The organism is Vibrio gallicus, assembly GCF_024346875.1.
Taxonomy (GTDB): domain Bacteria; phylum Pseudomonadota; class Gammaproteobacteria; order Enterobacterales; family Vibrionaceae; genus Vibrio; species Vibrio gallicus.
The window spans coordinates 1,570,140-1,585,428 of sequence record NZ_AP024871.1 but is presented as its reverse complement, the minus strand read 5'-3'; the positions used below and the strand labels follow the sequence as shown (position 1 = coordinate 1,585,428).

The window sequence follows — 15,289 nt, the reverse complement described above, 5'->3', positions numbered from 1 at the left end:
TTTTCGGGCAATTAAACCAAAAATATGCGGCATTTTAATTACATAAGGATAGGTACAACCAGTTTTTTATCTACACTGAAGTAGATATATGGTTTAATCCTTGCAAATTGTTCACCTCTTGTCTAATAGACGAGAGCTCAAAGAAAAGGTCTTTCATGAGTTGGCTTGAGAAGATATTTAATAAAAGCAGTATTTCATCGTCTCGCAAGGCAAGTATCCCTGAAGGGGTATGGACGAAATGTACATCTTGCGATCAAGTGCTTTATCAAGCAGAGTTGCAAAGAAATTTAGAAGTCTGCCCTAAGTGTGATCATCATATGCGCATCGGCGCAAGAGCACGTTTAGAGAGCTTTTTGGATGTTGATGGTCGTGAAGAGTTAGGCTCAGAGCTAGAACCGGTCGATAAACTGAAGTTTAAAGATACTAAGCGTTATAAAGACCGCATCACTAGCTATCAAAAGAGCAGTGGTGAGAAAGACGCTCTTATCGCTATGACAGGCCACCTTATGGGAATGCCTATTGTTGCGTGTGCAATGGAATTTAAGTTCATGGGCGGTTCAATGGGCTCGGTTGTCGGTGCGCGTTTTGTGCGTGCTGTTGACGCTGCAATTGAAAACAACTGCGCATTAGTCTGTTTTTCTGCCAGTGGTGGTGCGCGCATGCAAGAGGCGTTAATGTCTCTAATGCAGATGGCAAAAACCAGTGCTGCTTTAGAGAAGCTGTCTAAGAATGGCCTGCCTTTTATCTCTGTAATGACAGACCCAACGATGGGCGGTGTATCAGCAAGTTTTGCAATGCTAGGTGATATTAATATCGGTGAACCGCGTGCTGTTATCGGTTTTGCTGGTCGTCGCGTTATTGAACAAACGGTACGTGAAGACCTGCCAGAAGGCTTCCAAACCAGTGAGTTTTTGCTTGAGCACGGTGCTATCGATATGATCGTAGACCGTCGCGAGATGCGCCAACGTATTGCCAGTATTGTGGCAAAGCTGACGCAAAAAACATCACCTATGGTGGTTCCTGTGGTTCAAGACCAAAAAGAGCCGCAATACGAAGTACCAGTTGCTAAAGAAAAATAGTAAAGTAGTGCTCATTGTCTCAATAGCAAGTTATAAGTAGACCAATGAGCTCTCAACGTCCACAAGCCACATCTCCACTTCCGGTGTGGCTTGATTATTTACAATCCATTCATTCTTCCGCTATCGATCTCGGGTTAGACCGCATTACAGAAGTTGCTCAAAGAGCAAACCCAAGCTTAATTAAACCTGCTCCTAAGGTGATTACTGTTGCTGGTACCAATGGCAAGGGTTCCACTTGTGCCATCATGGAAGCAATCTTACTCGATGCGGGTTATAAAGTTGGTGTGTATAGCTCACCTCATCTTATTAGCTACAATGAACGCGTACGTATCAACGGTGAAGAGCTGGCTGATACACTGCATATCGCCGCCTTTGATTACATTGAAACGCTTCGTGGCCAAACCAGCCTCAGTTTTTTTGAGATAGCAACTCTAGCCGCTTTACATCTATTTATGCAGCAGTCTGTGGATGTAGTACTGCTAGAGGTCGGTCTGGGGGGGCGTTTAGACGCAACCAATATCGTTGATCACGATGTATCCGTGATTACCAGTCTGGCAGTCGACCATGTGGATTGGCTCGGAGACGATATTAATGTCATTGGTTTTGAAAAAGCAGGTATTTTCAGAAGTGGTAAGCCGGCAATATGCGGTCAACCCAATGCACCTATGACAGTCGCAGCCCATGCCGATGATATTGGTGCAACCTTGTATCAGGTTGAGTATCAATATAATTACAAGCAAGTAGATGAGCTATGGCATTGGCAGTCGGGGAGTTTTGATATGAACGACTTACCCGTTCCCAATCTGCCTTTAGCCAATGCGGCAACGGCTTTGATGGCGCTCGGAGTGTCGGAGTTAGATATCACTGATATGAATGTGGTCAATGGTTTGCAAAATGCACGCCTTGCTGGGCGGATGCAACAATTATCAAGCAAGCCTGATGTCATATTGGATGTTGCTCATAATCCGCATTCTGCAGAATATCTGGTTAAGCAAGTTAAGCAGCGCTTTGCAGGGAGAAAACTGCATACGGTAGTGGGGATGTTGCATGATAAAGACGTTGAGACAACCTTAGAAGTATTAAAGGCGTGCGATCCAAAGTGGTATCTTACGTCTTTACACGGCCCAAGAGCGGCCAGCGCACAGGAATTGAGTCAATACCTTGAATCTGATACACCCGAGTTTGATAGCCCTGTAGAGGCGTTTGAAGCGGCTCTGGCAGAGGCACAATCAGAGGATGTGGTGTTAGTTGTTGGTTCATTTTTAACTGTGGGCGCAGTATTAGAATATTGGCAAACAAGGAGAGAAAATGGCGAGTAAGTTTCAGAGCCGTTTAGTTGGAACCATAGTGTTAGTCGCTGTGGGTGTGATTGTATTGCCAGATATATTGGATGGACAAAAGCTTCACTACAAAGAAGAGTTTGTGGCAATTCCAATTAAGCCTGAGCTAGAGTCAGAAGTTGAGTCTTTTAAGGTGTTAGACCCGGTCAAAGATGAAGCGACTCTGCCGCCTAGCCCAGTTGAAGAAGTTGTACACGAGGTGAAATCCGAACCCAAGCCAGTTAAATCACCACCCAAGCAGGTTGTGAACATACACTCCAAGCCTGTAGAGGTGGTTGAAGTACAAGAGCGTAAGGTTGAAGAACGTAACCACTATCAAGATGGGGCGTTTATCATTCAATTGGTTGCTTTACGCAATGCTGAGAATGCTGAGGTGATGGTGAGCGATCTGCGTAAGCGTGGATTCCAGGCTCATGTGAAGACCGATAAAACCCTGTCTCGGGTTATTGTCGGGCCAGATGCCTCGCGTTCTAAGCTTGAGTCTCAGATCCCTGAGCTGAAAAAAATAACGGGCTTAACAGGTCAGATTCAGACATTTAAGCCGCTAAATCCATAAAGAAAACGTTTGCGTCGCGCATTTTTCTGGTAGAATGCGCGCCAACATGAGGAAGTAATGCTCATGAACTGGGTAGATTTTACAATTTTAGGTGTGATCGGTTTATCTGCGCTGATCAGTTTAGTTCGAGGATTTGTTAAAGAGGCTCTGTCTTTAGTTATATGGTTTGGTGCTTTTTTTATCGCCAGTCAATATTACGCAAAGCTAGCGGTGTACTTTACCAATATCCAAGATGATATGGTTCGCAATGGGGCGGCAGTTGGCGCGCTATTTGTGTTTACCTTGATCGTCGGCGCAGTGGTCAACTATGTGATCGGCCAGTTAGTTCAAAAAACAGGGCTCTCGGGTACCGACCGTATCCTTGGGGTGGTCTTCGGAGCACTGCGAGGAGTACTTATTGTAGCGGCGGTATTGTTTTTTATGGATGCATTTACCAGCTTGTCTAACTCTGATTGGTGGAGACAGTCACAGCTGATCCCTGAATTTAGCCGAATTATTGCTCCGTTTTTTGAACATCTTAAGCAAACGTCTAGCTTTTTATCCGGTGTGGTTTAAAGCGGTATAGGTCAATTCTGAGGGTAAAGACATGTGTGGTATTGTTGGTATTGTTGGGTCGTCCCCTGTCAATCAGGCTATTTATGATGCACTAACTGTGTTGCAACATCGCGGCCAAGATGCAGCGGGTATTATTACCATAGATAGCAATCGTTTTCGTCTGCGTAAAGCGAATGGCCTAGTTAAAGATGTGTTCGAAGCAAAACACATGCAACGCCTACAGGGGACTGTAGGGATCGGCCACGTTCGCTACCCAACTGCGGGTAGCTCTAGCGCATCTGAAGCTCAACCTTTTTATGTTAACTCACCATTTGGGATTACACTTGCTCATAACGGTAATCTAACGAATGCACATGTAGTTCGTAAGCATTTATTTGAACAAGACCGTCGTCATGTAAATACGACATCGGATTCTGAGGTTCTGCTAAATGTTTTAGCGCTTGAGCTTGATAAAACCAACAGCCTGCAACTAAGTAAAGAAGATGTATTTACTGCGGTTGAGCGTGTTCATGAAACTGTTCGTGGTGCGTATGCGGTTGCAGCAATGATTATCGGTCAAGGTATGGTTGCCTTCCGTGACCCGAATGGCATTCGTCCTCTTTGTTTAGGTAAACGTGAAGTTGAAGGCCGCACTGAATATATGGTTGCCTCTGAATCTGTTGCTCTAGATGCGGTTGGTTTTGACTTCATGCGTGATGTTGCCCCAGGTGAAGCGATATATATTACCTTTGAAGGTGAGATTGCAACTAAGCAATGCGCTGCTAATCCTCAGCTTAATCCATGTATCTTTGAATTCGTATATTTTGCTCGTCCTGACTCTTTTATTGATAAAGTTTCAGTTTACGCTGCGCGCGTAGAGATGGGGAATATGCTAGGTGAGAAGATAAAGCGTGAATGGGATGACCTTGATATTGATGTTGTTATTCCAATTCCTGAGACCTCTTGTGATATTGCATTACAGATAGCTCAGATTATCGATAAACCATATCGTCAAGGCTTCGTTAAGAACCGTTATGTTGGTCGTACCTTTATTATGCCGGGACAAACCCAGCGTAAAAAATCCGTACGCCGCAAACTAAATGCGATTCGTTCTGAATTTAAGGGTAAGAATGTACTGTTAGTGGATGATTCTATTGTCCGTGGTACAACTTCAGAGCAGATTATCGAGATGGCTCGTGATTCAGGTGCGAATAAAGTTTATATGGTATCAGCGGCTCCTGAGGTTCGTTTCCCGAACGTATATGGCATTGATATGCCGAGTGCCAATGAGCTTATCGCTCATGGACGCGGAGTGGACGAAATCGCCAGTATGATTGGTGCAGATGGCTTAATGTATCAAAGCATTGATGATCTTATTGCTGCTGTGGGTCTGGGTAATCCAGATATTAAACAGTTCGAAGCCTCTGTGTTTAGTGGTCAGTATGTGACTGGAGATGTTGATCAGGAATACCTAGAGTTCCTTGATTCATTGCGCTCAGATGATGCTAAGTTGCAACGAGATATCACTCAAGACCTAGTGAGTCTAGAACTCTATAACGAAGGTGCTTAGGTAGAAGCCTGTTCCTAGTTGTTAGGTAAAATAGTGGTTAGATAAAAAACCCAGCTTATAGCTGGGTTTTTTTATGCCTGAAATCGCGTTTTAATTAAGCGAAGTAATCACGAATGAAGTCGATAAGTAGGCGAGTTTTTTCTGGGATGTGGTCTTTGTGGTTATACAACACAAAGATATCACGAGGGTTAGACGCCCATTCAGGTAGTATGCGCACTAAGCTACCTTCTGCAACATGGTGCGACACCATAACATCAGGAACGAGACCTATACCCAAACTTGCAGAACATGCGTGACGTACCACATTGAGATCAGAAGCCTCAAGGCGTCCTTTAGCTTTATTGACTACGGTTTCACCATGAGTGTTAACCAGTGACCAATGCGTTAAAGGCAAGCCTTTCAATAGGGCATGGTTAGCCAGGTCTTCGGCGTGTTGCAGTGATGCTGATGAGTTTTGAAGATACTCTGGGCTTGCCACCAAGATATCTTTCACTTCAGTTAGCTTGCGTGCAATTAGGTTTGAGTCACGCTGTGGACCAACGCGGAATATCATATCCCACTCAGTTGGGTCCAATTCATCTGCGCGGTTAGTCATTGAAAGATCCAAGTGGATATCTGGATAGGTTTTCATGAACTTTTCAAACATCGGCATCAACATACGCTTTGTGAGGTTAGCTGGTGTTGATATACGCAAGCGACCCGCAGCACCACGACACTCTTCACCAAGTTCTACTGCAGCAGAAGAAATTTGCTTTAGAAGGGGACCGCATTCTTGATAGAAGCGTTGTCCAGCTTCGGTCAAGGTTAGCTTGCGAGCGTGTCGGTTTAATAGTCTTAGATCGATAGCATCTTCTAAGGCTTGGATTCTACGCGTGATGGTAGCAACCGGAATACGCGTTGCTCTAGAGGTCGCTGTATAGCTTCCGTGCTCTACTACTTGGCGGAACAAGTTTAGGTCATCGAGTTTCATAGTATCTTTCATGATCTTGAAATACGCTCACTTGGTTAATCAATTGATCCCATATGGATCGGATAAATATGTTTTTATTATCAATTAGTTTTGCATATTTGTCGCTAATTTAAAGGAATTATCTTTGAGATTCTATTGTCTGACATCTAATGTTATAGCTGAACATGTAAATTTTAGGGGTAAATTGTGCAACAAATGAGCGCTGAGGCAGAAATACCAATGAAGCAACAAGTAAATGCAAAGCAGGTCTTGGTGTTGGATGATGATCCCGTCTTTCGAGCTTTAGTTCGTTCGCTATTGGAGTCCCAAGGATATCAAGTAACAGAAGGTGATAACGGCCTTACCGGTTTACAAAGCTTGACTACCGCCGTTCCCGATCTTGTCATCTGCGATATAGAGATGCCATTACTAAATGGTATTGAATTTGTTGAAGAGGTCAGCCATCAATATCCATCGCTACCCATGATTGTTGTATCTGGCACAGGTAAAATGTCAGTGGTGGCGAAAGCGTTAAAATTTGGAATTAAGGATTTTGTGACCAAACCTATTGCTGACCCAGTACACCTGCTTGATACGGTTTCTAGTACGCTAAAAGAGTCGCAGGATTCTATGTTAATGAGCCGTGACTTTTCAAGTCAATGGTTTCGCCTAAATGAGCAGGGTGAGCTTCCTGAAGATCAAGAGCTACATTGGCATCTTGATTATCTACATCAGCATCCAGATGTATCTAGGGAGTTGCTACAGGCTCTTTTACCTGAGCCTCGCACTCAGCAAGGAGATTGGACGTTAAATTTTAGGGTTCTACAGAATCCAGAACGGGTACCGCTGGTGTTTGATTATGCATGGAATATCAATGGTCAGTTTTTGTTTTATATCGTGGATTCAAATGTTGCCCAAGATCTAGCCGTTTCGTCAACGCTGCTAGTACGAGCTCTATTTGATGATTATATTCGAAACCACGATGGGCAGCTTTTTCATCTAGAAGAGTTACTCATAAACCTGTCAAAGGCGATTAACGTTGCTGAGTGTGCCGCTCCACTTAACGCTGCGGTCGGTTTAGTCGATTTCCCATCTCAAAGTATTGAACTGCATTCGGCGGGGGTATCGGCACATTGGCACAATGGCACTAACACAACCACTGTTAATACGCCTAAGTGTCTTGGTGTTAACCAAGATAGAGAAACCACAGTCTGTAATATGAGTCGTGAGCATAGCAACAGCTTAAAACTGACCGGTTTAGACTCCAGTACTTGCCAGCTTATTATTCAAAACAGACAGATTTAGTGCGCTTGCTCTAACCCTAACCCTTGTACCCTTTACCTGATGGTATCGCTTCGCTAGATTGCAGTGCATATACAGGCTAAAGGGTATCAACTTTGATTAAAGCACTATGGGTGACTGCCGGTTGCATAAGCTTAGGCTTAGGTATCCTTGGTATTGTGTTGCCATTACTTCCTACTACTCCTTTTATTCTACTGGCCAGTGCCTGCTTTATGCGTGGCTCCGAACGCCTGCATCAACGTCTGCTAGCTCATAAGGTTATGGGACCTATCATTTCAGATTGGCAAACCTCACGCAGCATAGACAAACGAGTTAAGAACAAGGCTTACATTTTTATTGTTGCAAGCTTTGGAATATCAATTGCACTGGCTCCAATTGCGTGGGTAAAAGCCTTATTAGGGATTATCTTTGTGATCTTAATGGTGTGGTTTGTTCGAGTGCCGAGTAATTGTTCGTGATGCCAAACTTTGTACCGCAAACTTTTTCTCATAATGTTATTATGTCGCTCAACGTTCATTGGCAGTGTTTACCCAGATAAGAAATCATTATGCATAGCGAAAAACTAGCGCTGATCAAAGCAAGTATTAAATCAATTCAAGATTATCCAAAGCCGGGCATTTTATTCCGAGACGTGACCAGTCTAATGGAAGATGCAGCGGCCTATAAAGCCACTATTGAGCTTCTCGTTGAGAAGTATCAAGGTATGGGCTTTACTAAAATCGTCGGCACAGAAGCTCGTGGCTTCTTGTTTGGTGCACCTTTAGCACTAGAGTTGGGTGTAGGTTTTATACCGGTACGTAAACCAGGTAAATTGCCGCGCGCGACTATCGCGCAACCTTATGAACTGGAATACGGCACAGACACATTAGAGATTCATACTGATGCGATTGTCGAAGGTGATAAGGTTTTGATGGTTGACGACTTACTCGCAACTGGCGGTACTATTGAGGCAACAGCAAAGCTTATTCGTAAGCTTGGTGGTGTGGTTGAGCATGCTGCATTTGTAATTAATCTACCTGAGATCGGTGGTGATAAGCGCATTGAAGGGTTAGGCATTGAAGTGTTTAGCTTGTGTGATTTTGACGGTCACTAGGTTCTAGTTATACAGGTTAGTTGATGAGTTATTTAGCTTTAGCAAGGAAGTGGCGTCCCAAGCGTTTCAATGAGGTGGTTGGACAAGCCCATGTGTTAACGGCACTTGAGAATGCCCTCGATCAAAATCGTCTCCACCATGCGTACTTATTTAGTGGCACGCGTGGGGTAGGGAAAACCAGTATCGGTCGCTTGTTTGCCAAGGGATTGAATTGCGAAACGGGTATTACCTCGGCACCGTGCGGAAAATGCCAGAGCTGTATTGAGATAGACCAAGGTCGCTTTGTTGATCTGTTAGAAATTGATGCGGCGTCTCGGACTAAGGTTGAAGATACTCGTGAGCTATTAGATAACGTTCAATATAAGCCCGCACGCGGACGCTTTAAGGTTTATCTAATTGATGAAGTGCATATGCTGTCAAAGCACAGTTTTAATGCGCTATTAAAAACCCTAGAAGAGCCGCCGGAATACGTTAAATTCCTGCTAGCGACGACTGATCCGCAAAAGCTTCCCGTTACAATCTTGTCTCGCTGCCTGCAATTTCATCTAAAACCGATTAGCGTTGATGATATTCATCAGCAGTTGTCACACGTATTGACTCAAGAACAACTTAGTTTTGAAGAGCGTGCGTTAGGGCTGATTTCTCACGCAGCTGATGGCAGTATGCGAGATGCTCTAAGCTTAACTGACCAAGCGATAGCCTTAGGGAATGGTAACGTTGAAAGTGACGGCGTGGCTCGCATGTTGGGTACTCTCGACGGTGAACAAGCACTTCATCTACTTGAAGCGATTGCTCACAAGCAAGCTCAATCGACTTTGACCGCATTGACTCAGTTGGCAAGTAATGGCGTAAGTTGGGATGGACTGCTTCAAGAACTTGCAATGCAGCTACATCGGATTGCAATGTATCAGGCTTTACCGGCAACTTTAGATGATGCACATGACATCGCTAGAGTTCAGCTGTTGGCTTCTACTTTGTCTCCACAAGAGGTGCAGCTGTATTATCAGATTGCCTTAAAGGGGCGTAAAGAACTGTCGTTGTCACCAACCGAGCGCGCTGGCGTTGAAATGACTTTATTGCGCATGTTGGCATTTGCTCCAGCACCCCAAGCTACAGCAAATGTTATTCGTGTGGACGCTCCGCAGGTGACTAACGCGATAGCGGCGTCAATCCCTGTGGTTGATACCCATGCGATGCCGGAACGACAATCACCCGTTGAGCAAGCCAAAAAGGCAGTAGCTACAAAACCAGTCACTACGCCAAGTGCCCCGAAAGTGGCTCCTGAGCTTTCTCATCCAGCGACTGAACCTACGCCAACAGCACCACAAGCGCCATCGGAGCCTATATCGGCCCCTGAGCCAGTACAACCGAGCCGCCTTGGTGGGATTCGACACCAATTGCGCTCTCGTCGTCAGCAAGGTACTGCGGCGAATCAAAGTGAGCAAGAGGGCGTTTCAATAAAAAAGGCCCCAACAGCACAGACTAAAAAACAGAGTGTACTTGAGCGTGTGACGCAAAAGCATCCGCCAACGGAATACTCTGAGTCTGTGTTGTCTTCGGCACCTGAAACGACCACGGCTAAAGAGTATCAATGGCAACCGTCACAGGTTAAAGTCGAACAAGTGACAACCCCAAGCATTACACCAGCGATGTTAAGGCAGGCATTGATGCATGAAAAAACGCCAGAGATGATTGAAAAGCTGCAATCCGAGGCGATACAAGCCGATGCATGGAGCGCACTGATTAATCAGACTAACTCAGCGAAACTGGTACAACAATTGGCATTAAACTCCCACTTAGTCGAGAGTGAGCAGGCATTAACCCTTCATCTTCGAGCCGGTCAAAAGCATCTAGATAGCGAAAGATCGCGTCAAGATTTGGCCAATGCTATAGCAGAAGTGAAAGGTAACTTTAAGCCAGTTGAAGTGCTAATTAGTGATGAAGGTACCACGCCATTAGAACTGCGTGATACATTTTATCAATCAAAGCTGACGCAGGCGTTTGAAAGTTTACAAAATGACGAACATATAAAGTTCATGCAAACTCGCTTTGCCGCTGAGCTAGATAATGATAGCGTTCGTCCAATTTAGGCTTGATTATTGAGGGAGTTAACCCCATTAAATAATCAATAACCAACACTACCGATATCAAAGAGAGAACACCATGTTTGGAAAAGGCGGTATGGGCAACCTAATGAAGCAAGCCCAACAAATGCAAGATCGTATGGCGAAGCTTCAAGAAGAGATCGCACAGATGGAAGTGACTGGCGAGTCAGGTGCTGGTCTAGTAAAGATTACTATTACTGGTAGCCATAATGTGCGTCGCGTTGACATCGATGAAAGCTTGATGGAAGACGACAAAGAAATGCTAGAAGACTTAATTGCAGCGGCATTTAACGATGCAGCACGTCGTGTTGAAGAAACTCAAAAAGAGAAAATGGCTTCAGTAACTGGTGGAATGCAACTTCCACCGGGCATGAAGATGCCATTTTAATCTGAGCTTATAAATGCGCACCAGTAATATGCTGGAGCAATTGATGGAGGCCTTACGTTGTCTACCTGGGGTGGGTCCCAAGTCGGCGCAACGTATGGCCTTTCATTTATTGCAACGGAACCGAAGCGGTGGAATCAAATTGGCAGAAGCCCTTAGTCAAGCTATGACTGAGGTCGGACACTGCAGTGAATGTCGTACTTTCACTGAGCACGATATCTGTCATATATGCAGTAACCCTAAACGCCAGCAAAGTGGCCAAATCTGTGTGGTTGAAAGCCCGGCAGATATTGCAGCAGTTGAAGCAACCGGACAGTACTCGGGCTTATATTTCGTCTTGATGGGGCATCTATCACCTCTTGATGGGATTGGGCCAAGTGATATTGGTTTGGATACCTTAGATTTTCGCTTGCAACAAGGCGGCGTGAATGAGGTTATTCTCGCGACTAACCCAACAGTTGAGGGAGAAGCGACAGCTCAATATATCGCTGAGTTGTGCCAGTTAAGTGAGGTGAATGCTTCCCGTATCGCCCATGGTGTTCCAGTAGGTGGGGAATTAGACCTCGTTGATGGGACAACCTTGTCGCACTCTCTGATGGGACGACACAAGCTATAAAAAAAGCCGCGTAAGCGGCTTTTTTATTTAAGTAGCAATGCTAACAATGGGAGTAATTACTCTTTACCAGCAACCGCTTTATAGATGATGGCGCCTAAAATGCCGCCAATGATCGGCGCGACCCAGAACAGCCACAACTGGCTTAATGCATAGTCGCCTACATATAACGCAACACCGGTGCTTCGTGCTGGGTTAACTGAGGTGTTGGTGACAGGGATACTAATTAGGTGAATTAAGGTTAGGCACAGACCAATTGCCAACGGTGCGAACCCAGCTGGAGCACGCTTATCCGTAGCACCCATAATGACAAATAAGAATACGGCAGTTAGGACGATTTCAATGACCAGTGCTGAGGTCATGTTATAACCATCAGGAGAGTGTTGGCCGTAGCCATTGGTCGCGAATCCACCGATATCAGCACCAGATTTTCCGGTAGCAATAACATACAACACACCACCAGCGATGATGCCACCAATGACTTGCGCAATGATATATGGAATAACATCTTTGGTTTCATGGCGGCCGCCGGCCCATAATCCAATCGTAACCGCTGGGTTAAGGTGACAGCCTGAGATATGGCCAATAGCATAAGCCATGGTAACAACGGTTAAACCAAACGCGAGAGAGACACCAACAAACCCGATCCCTAGGTCAGGAATCCCGGCAGCAAGCACAGCACTACCACACCCGGCGAACACCAACCAAAACGTACCAATCATTTCTGCTAAATATTTATTCATGTAACATCCTGTTTTTGCAATACAGTTCAAATTATTCGCCTTAAAAATAGCGGCTTTTGAATAAACAGGCAATAAATAACAACTAAGTTCTTTAAATGGTTAGAGTTTCGAGGTCGGTTAGGATCTTAATAGCTTGTGTCGAATTGTCGCCACAGACCCATTGCTCAGCCTTAAAGTCATGACACACATCCGGGCGATCTTTATGCCCAAATAACTTGCATAGATTGTTATCAGTCAGTTGCTTGCATCGTTCACCTGCTTTTTTACCATGAGGGTGCAAAGGAAAAGAGCTAGAAATACTCGGCGCAATACAGCATGCACCACAATAGAGTCGACATTCCATATTTGGGGCCTGATTTGTAAGTGAGGGGGAATTATCAATAAATAGGGCACAAAATAAAGCAATTTTTGCGCTTTTATTGCAAACCATGCTTGCTTGCGTTTTAAGCGATAAGGAGGTATAAAACGCGCCCATAACGTATTTTTTAGGTATATCTATGTCTTCAGCATATTGGCAAACAAAATCCCTTGAGCAAATGAGTGAACAAGAATGGGAAGCTCTATGTGATGGGTGTGGTAAGTGTTGTTTGCACAAGCTGATGGATGAAGATACCGATGAAGTCTATTACACCAACGTTGCCTGTAGTTTACTTAATAATAAAACGTGCAGCTGTAAGGACTATGCCAACCGCTTTGAATCTGGTGAAGAGTGCTTAAAGTTAACTCGTGATAAAATACATGAATTCAACTGGTTACCAGAAACATGTGCCTATCGCTTGCTGGCAGAAGGGAAAGAGCTCCCACAATGGCACCCTCTTATCACAGGCTCTAAATCTGCGATGCACGCCGCTGGTGAAAGTGTACGTAATAAGGTTGTTTATGAGATAGAGGTTGTAAACTGGGAAGACCACATTTTAAACCTACCCGATAGACTACAACCAGATAATTAATCACACTGTTGTTGGGCGTGCCCATGTGGGCTTGTGGGGCGTTATCAAAGCTATTTAAGGTCAGGCATTCGTTTATTTATTGATTAGACTATGCCTGTCCTGTTCTCAATATGAAACTTACCAGCTGTATGTGGCATGGCTTGCTACAGATGGCTGTTTATGCAAATCACCGTACTTTCCGCCATGGTTTCATTCATGAAACCTGCACTTCATATATGTTTTGCTTGGCGTCTCTATCTATTCCTTCCAATAATTCAAAGACACTTTCTTGATGAAGTGCGATATTTCTTGGTCCATTTACAGCCGTCACTATTAGCTCTTCAATCAGATTTTTTAAGGATTTGTGTAGGAAAAGAGTTGATAGATATTGGATGGTGTTCTGGTGTGGGCTCGCAATCAAAAGTCGTAATAGGTTAAGTTTGAGGTAGTCGCTGAAGTCTCAAAGCCTAGTAATACCATAAATATGGTTGCGCTAAATACCCTAATTTGTGCTGTACCTAACATGTCGAACTCAGTCTTTTGCAGTTTATCTTGAAAATAGAAGAAAAAGGAAACTAAGCTATTAACTTAGTTTCAAATTTTAAGGAAGAGGAGCATAAGGAAATGTCTCTAATCTCCATAGTATGTCCGTGTTACAACGAAGAGGCTGCTATACCTAAGTTTATGAGTGCGTTACGTAAAGTAATGAGCAGATCCGAACATGAATTTGAGGTCGTTTTTGTAAATGATGGGAGCACTGATACAACTTTTGAAGTGCTATACAAGTTATCATCTGTTGAGCCCAGAGTTCGATTTATAAATTTATCTAGAAATTTTGGTAAGGAGTCAGCGTTGACCGCTGGTATAGATAGCTGTAATGGAGATGCGGTTATACCTATAGATGTTGATCTACAAGATCCCCCAGAGTTGATTATTGATTTAATAAAAGAATGGAATAAAGGCTTTGATGTTGTATTAGCTAAAAGAAAAAACCGAGAGGGTGATGGTTTTTTTAAAAAGATAACTGCTTATTTATATTACAAAACCCATAATTTGGTATCAGAAGTTAAAATTCCAGAAAATGTAGGTGATTATAGGCTGATGTCTCGTCGGGTTATAGATGCTGTATGTGCTATGCCTGAAAATCAAAGGTTTATGAAGGGAATATTTTCATGGGTTGGGTTTAAAACGACGACTTTAGAGTACGAACGATGTGAAAGAGTGGTAGGCATTAGTGGATTCAATTGCCGAAAATTATGGAGACTCGCTCTTGATGGTTTGACTAGCTTTAGCACATTCCCTATTCGGATATGGTTTTACATAGGATTGTTAATAGCATCTATTTCCTTTGTTTATGGATCAATTATTATATTTAAAACAGTTTTTTTTGGAGTGGATACCCCAGGTTATGCGTCAATAATGGCAACTATACTATTCCTAGGTGGGGTGCAGTTAATTGTTCTGGGTATTTTAGGTGAGTATATTGGCAGGTTGTATTTAGAAGTTAAACAAAGACCGAAGTATATTATTGAGAATGAATATTAATCTAAGTAGTTTAAAACGCGAAGATGCGCTGATAAACTTAATAATACTGTCTCTGATGCTATTGACATTGAATAACGTATACATGATGTCATTCATGGAATTTTATAGGCATGATTCAGGGTATTATATAAGCAATTATATATGGAAATTCATCACAGAGGGGCGGTGGATTATTTTTCTGTATTTTGACTTTATCAAACAGTTACCTCCTATTGTTAACATATCAGTTTATTTGATTTCGTTGTCGATTTTTTTCTATAAAGTGTCGTTTAATATTAATAGAAATCATAGCGACTCTGTATTTTTTTCATTACTATGTATTAATGCGCCAACAATTTATAGCCTATTGTTTTGGCCAGTAACACCTATGCTGTCAGCAGTTGTATTGCTAGTGCTAGTACATTACAGTATGAAGATTGATTACAAATATACATTATTACTAAGTGGTGTATTATCTTTTGCTACTTATTCTAATATTCACTTCCTTATTCCTCTGTTGTTTATAAAAAGGTTGATTGGGTCAAGCCTTCACTTTAATGTAAAGTT

The 15,289-nt window shown here is 43.4% G+C and carries 16 protein-coding genes; 13 read left to right on the top strand and 3 right to left on the bottom strand.

Annotation, left to right across the window (positions count from 1 at the left end; genetic code table 11):
* The first annotated feature begins 155 nt into the window (after positions 1 to 155).
* From accD to purF, 5 genes are all read left to right on the top strand, one after another.
* Positions 156 to 1,079 (top strand): acetyl-CoA carboxylase, carboxyltransferase subunit beta, encoded by a 924-nt coding sequence (gene accD / locus OCU28_RS07300; RefSeq protein WP_261815555.1) that lies wholly within the window; start codon positions 156 to 158, stop codon positions 1,077 to 1,079.
* 44 nt (positions 1,080 to 1,123) lie between these two features.
* Positions 1,124 to 2,398, top strand: a complete 1,275-nt coding sequence (gene folC / locus OCU28_RS07295; protein WP_261815554.1) for a bifunctional tetrahydrofolate synthase/dihydrofolate synthase — start codon at positions 1,124 to 1,126, stop codon at positions 2,396 to 2,398.
* Positions 2,388 to 2,975 (top strand): SPOR domain-containing protein, encoded by a 588-nt coding sequence (locus OCU28_RS07290; RefSeq protein ID WP_261815553.1) that lies wholly within the window; start codon positions 2,388 to 2,390, stop codon positions 2,973 to 2,975. The genes folC and OCU28_RS07290 overlap by 11 nt, the downstream gene beginning before the upstream one ends.
* Positions 2,976 to 3,038: 63 nt before the next feature.
* Positions 3,039 to 3,530 carry a CvpA family protein gene (locus OCU28_RS07285; RefSeq protein WP_261815552.1) on the top strand — a complete coding sequence of 164 codons (492 nt, stop codon included), beginning with the start codon at positions 3,039 to 3,041 and terminating at the stop codon, positions 3,528 to 3,530.
* A gap of 31 nt (positions 3,531 to 3,561) precedes the next feature.
* Entirely contained in the window at positions 3,562 to 5,079 is a 1,518-nt protein-coding gene (gene purF, locus OCU28_RS07280; RefSeq protein WP_261815551.1) for an amidophosphoribosyltransferase, read from the top strand.
* 94 nt (positions 5,080 to 5,173) lie between these two features.
* Here the strand turns inward: purF and OCU28_RS07275 are convergent, their stop codons facing one another.
* Positions 5,174 to 6,049: a LysR family transcriptional regulator gene (locus OCU28_RS07275; protein ID WP_261817459.1), complete on the bottom strand. Its 876-nt coding sequence runs from the start codon at positions 6,047 to 6,049 to the stop codon at positions 5,174 to 5,176.
* Positions 6,050 to 6,244: 195 nt separating this feature from the next.
* Between OCU28_RS07275 and OCU28_RS07270 the strand changes: the two genes are divergently transcribed.
* The 6 genes from OCU28_RS07270 (at position 6,245) to recR (ending at position 11,529) form a co-directional block, all read left to right on the top strand.
* The gene (locus OCU28_RS07270; protein WP_261817458.1) at positions 6,245 to 7,333 is read left to right on the top strand and encodes a response regulator; all 1,089 of its coding nucleotides are present in this window, start codon (positions 6,245 to 6,247) and stop codon (positions 7,331 to 7,333) included.
* Positions 7,334 to 7,425: 92 nt separating this feature from the next.
* On the top strand, positions 7,426 to 7,788 hold the full coding sequence (locus OCU28_RS07265; RefSeq protein WP_261815550.1) for a YbaN family protein: 363 nt from the start codon (positions 7,426 to 7,428) through the stop codon (positions 7,786 to 7,788).
* A gap of 89 nt (positions 7,789 to 7,877) precedes the next feature.
* On the top strand, positions 7,878 to 8,423 hold the full coding sequence (gene apt, locus OCU28_RS07260; RefSeq protein WP_261815549.1) for an adenine phosphoribosyltransferase: 546 nt from the start codon (positions 7,878 to 7,880) through the stop codon (positions 8,421 to 8,423).
* Between the two features lie 23 nt (positions 8,424 to 8,446).
* Positions 8,447 to 10,513 carry a DNA polymerase III subunit gamma/tau gene (dnaX, locus tag OCU28_RS07255; protein ID WP_261815548.1) on the top strand — a complete coding sequence of 689 codons (2,067 nt, stop codon included), beginning with the start codon at positions 8,447 to 8,449 and terminating at the stop codon, positions 10,511 to 10,513.
* 73 nt (positions 10,514 to 10,586) lie between these two features.
* The gene (locus OCU28_RS07250; protein ID WP_261815547.1) at positions 10,587 to 10,916 is read left to right on the top strand and encodes a YbaB/EbfC family nucleoid-associated protein; all 330 of its coding nucleotides are present in this window, start codon (positions 10,587 to 10,589) and stop codon (positions 10,914 to 10,916) included.
* Between the two features lie 13 nt (positions 10,917 to 10,929).
* Complete coding sequence (recR, locus tag OCU28_RS07245; protein ID WP_261815546.1) at positions 10,930 to 11,529, top strand: recombination mediator RecR; 600 nt, start codon at positions 10,930 to 10,932, stop codon at positions 11,527 to 11,529.
* Between the two features lie 56 nt (positions 11,530 to 11,585).
* Here recR and aqpZ read toward each other — a convergent pair whose 3' ends face one another.
* Positions 11,586 to 12,269 (bottom strand): aquaporin Z, encoded by a 684-nt coding sequence (aqpZ, locus tag OCU28_RS07240; RefSeq protein ID WP_261815545.1) that lies wholly within the window; start codon positions 12,267 to 12,269, stop codon positions 11,586 to 11,588.
* Positions 12,270 to 12,360: 91 nt separating this feature from the next.
* Positions 12,361 to 12,612: a YkgJ family cysteine cluster protein gene (locus tag OCU28_RS07235; protein ID WP_261815544.1), complete on the bottom strand. Its 252-nt coding sequence runs from the start codon at positions 12,610 to 12,612 to the stop codon at positions 12,361 to 12,363.
* A 154-nt stretch (positions 12,613 to 12,766) separates the two neighbouring features.
* On the opposite strand from OCU28_RS07235, the gene OCU28_RS07230 reads away from it, so the two are divergent.
* Complete coding sequence (locus tag OCU28_RS07230; protein ID WP_261815543.1) at positions 12,767 to 13,219, top strand: YcgN family cysteine cluster protein; 453 nt, start codon at positions 12,767 to 12,769, stop codon at positions 13,217 to 13,219.
* A 603-nt stretch (positions 13,220 to 13,822) separates the two neighbouring features.
* Positions 13,823 to 14,743, top strand: coding sequence for a glycosyltransferase family 2 protein (locus tag OCU28_RS07225; protein WP_261815542.1), 921 nt, complete (start codon positions 13,823 to 13,825; stop codon positions 14,741 to 14,743).
* Positions 14,744 to 15,289 lie beyond the last annotated feature (546 nt).

Bases quoted from the DNA above. Each gene is read 5' to 3' on its own strand.
- aqpZ (WP_261815545.1), bottom strand. From the start codon at position 12,269: ATGAATAAATATTTAGCAGAAATGATTGGTACGTTTTGGTTGGTGTTC.
- recR (WP_261815546.1), top strand. From the start codon at position 10,930: ATGCGCACCAGTAATATGCTGGAGCAATTGATGGAGGCCTTACGTTGT.
- accD (WP_261815555.1), top strand. From the start codon at position 156: ATGAGTTGGCTTGAGAAGATATTTAATAAAAGCAGTATTTCATCGTCT.
- apt (WP_261815549.1), top strand. From the start codon at position 7,878: ATGCATAGCGAAAAACTAGCGCTGATCAAAGCAAGTATTAAATCAATT.
- dnaX (WP_261815548.1), top strand. From the start codon at position 8,447: ATGAGTTATTTAGCTTTAGCAAGGAAGTGGCGTCCCAAGCGTTTCAAT.
- OCU28_RS07235 (WP_261815544.1), bottom strand. From the start codon at position 12,612: ATGGAATGTCGACTCTATTGTGGTGCATGCTGTATTGCGCCGAGTATT.
- OCU28_RS07290 (WP_261815553.1), top strand. From the start codon at position 2,388: ATGGCGAGTAAGTTTCAGAGCCGTTTAGTTGGAACCATAGTGTTAGTC.
- OCU28_RS07250 (WP_261815547.1), top strand. From the start codon at position 10,587: ATGTTTGGAAAAGGCGGTATGGGCAACCTAATGAAGCAAGCCCAACAA.
- OCU28_RS07225 (WP_261815542.1), top strand. From the start codon at position 13,823: ATGTCTCTAATCTCCATAGTATGTCCGTGTTACAACGAAGAGGCTGCT.
- OCU28_RS07230 (WP_261815543.1), top strand. From the start codon at position 12,767: ATGTCTTCAGCATATTGGCAAACAAAATCCCTTGAGCAAATGAGTGAA.
- purF (WP_261815551.1), top strand. From the start codon at position 3,562: ATGTGTGGTATTGTTGGTATTGTTGGGTCGTCCCCTGTCAATCAGGCT.
- folC (WP_261815554.1), top strand. From the start codon at position 1,124: ATGAGCTCTCAACGTCCACAAGCCACATCTCCACTTCCGGTGTGGCTT.
- OCU28_RS07285 (WP_261815552.1), top strand. From the start codon at position 3,039: ATGAACTGGGTAGATTTTACAATTTTAGGTGTGATCGGTTTATCTGCG.
- OCU28_RS07275 (WP_261817459.1), bottom strand. From the start codon at position 6,049: ATGAAACTCGATGACCTAAACTTGTTCCGCCAAGTAGTAGAGCACGGA.
- OCU28_RS07270 (WP_261817458.1), top strand. From the start codon at position 6,245: ATGAGCGCTGAGGCAGAAATACCAATGAAGCAACAAGTAAATGCAAAG.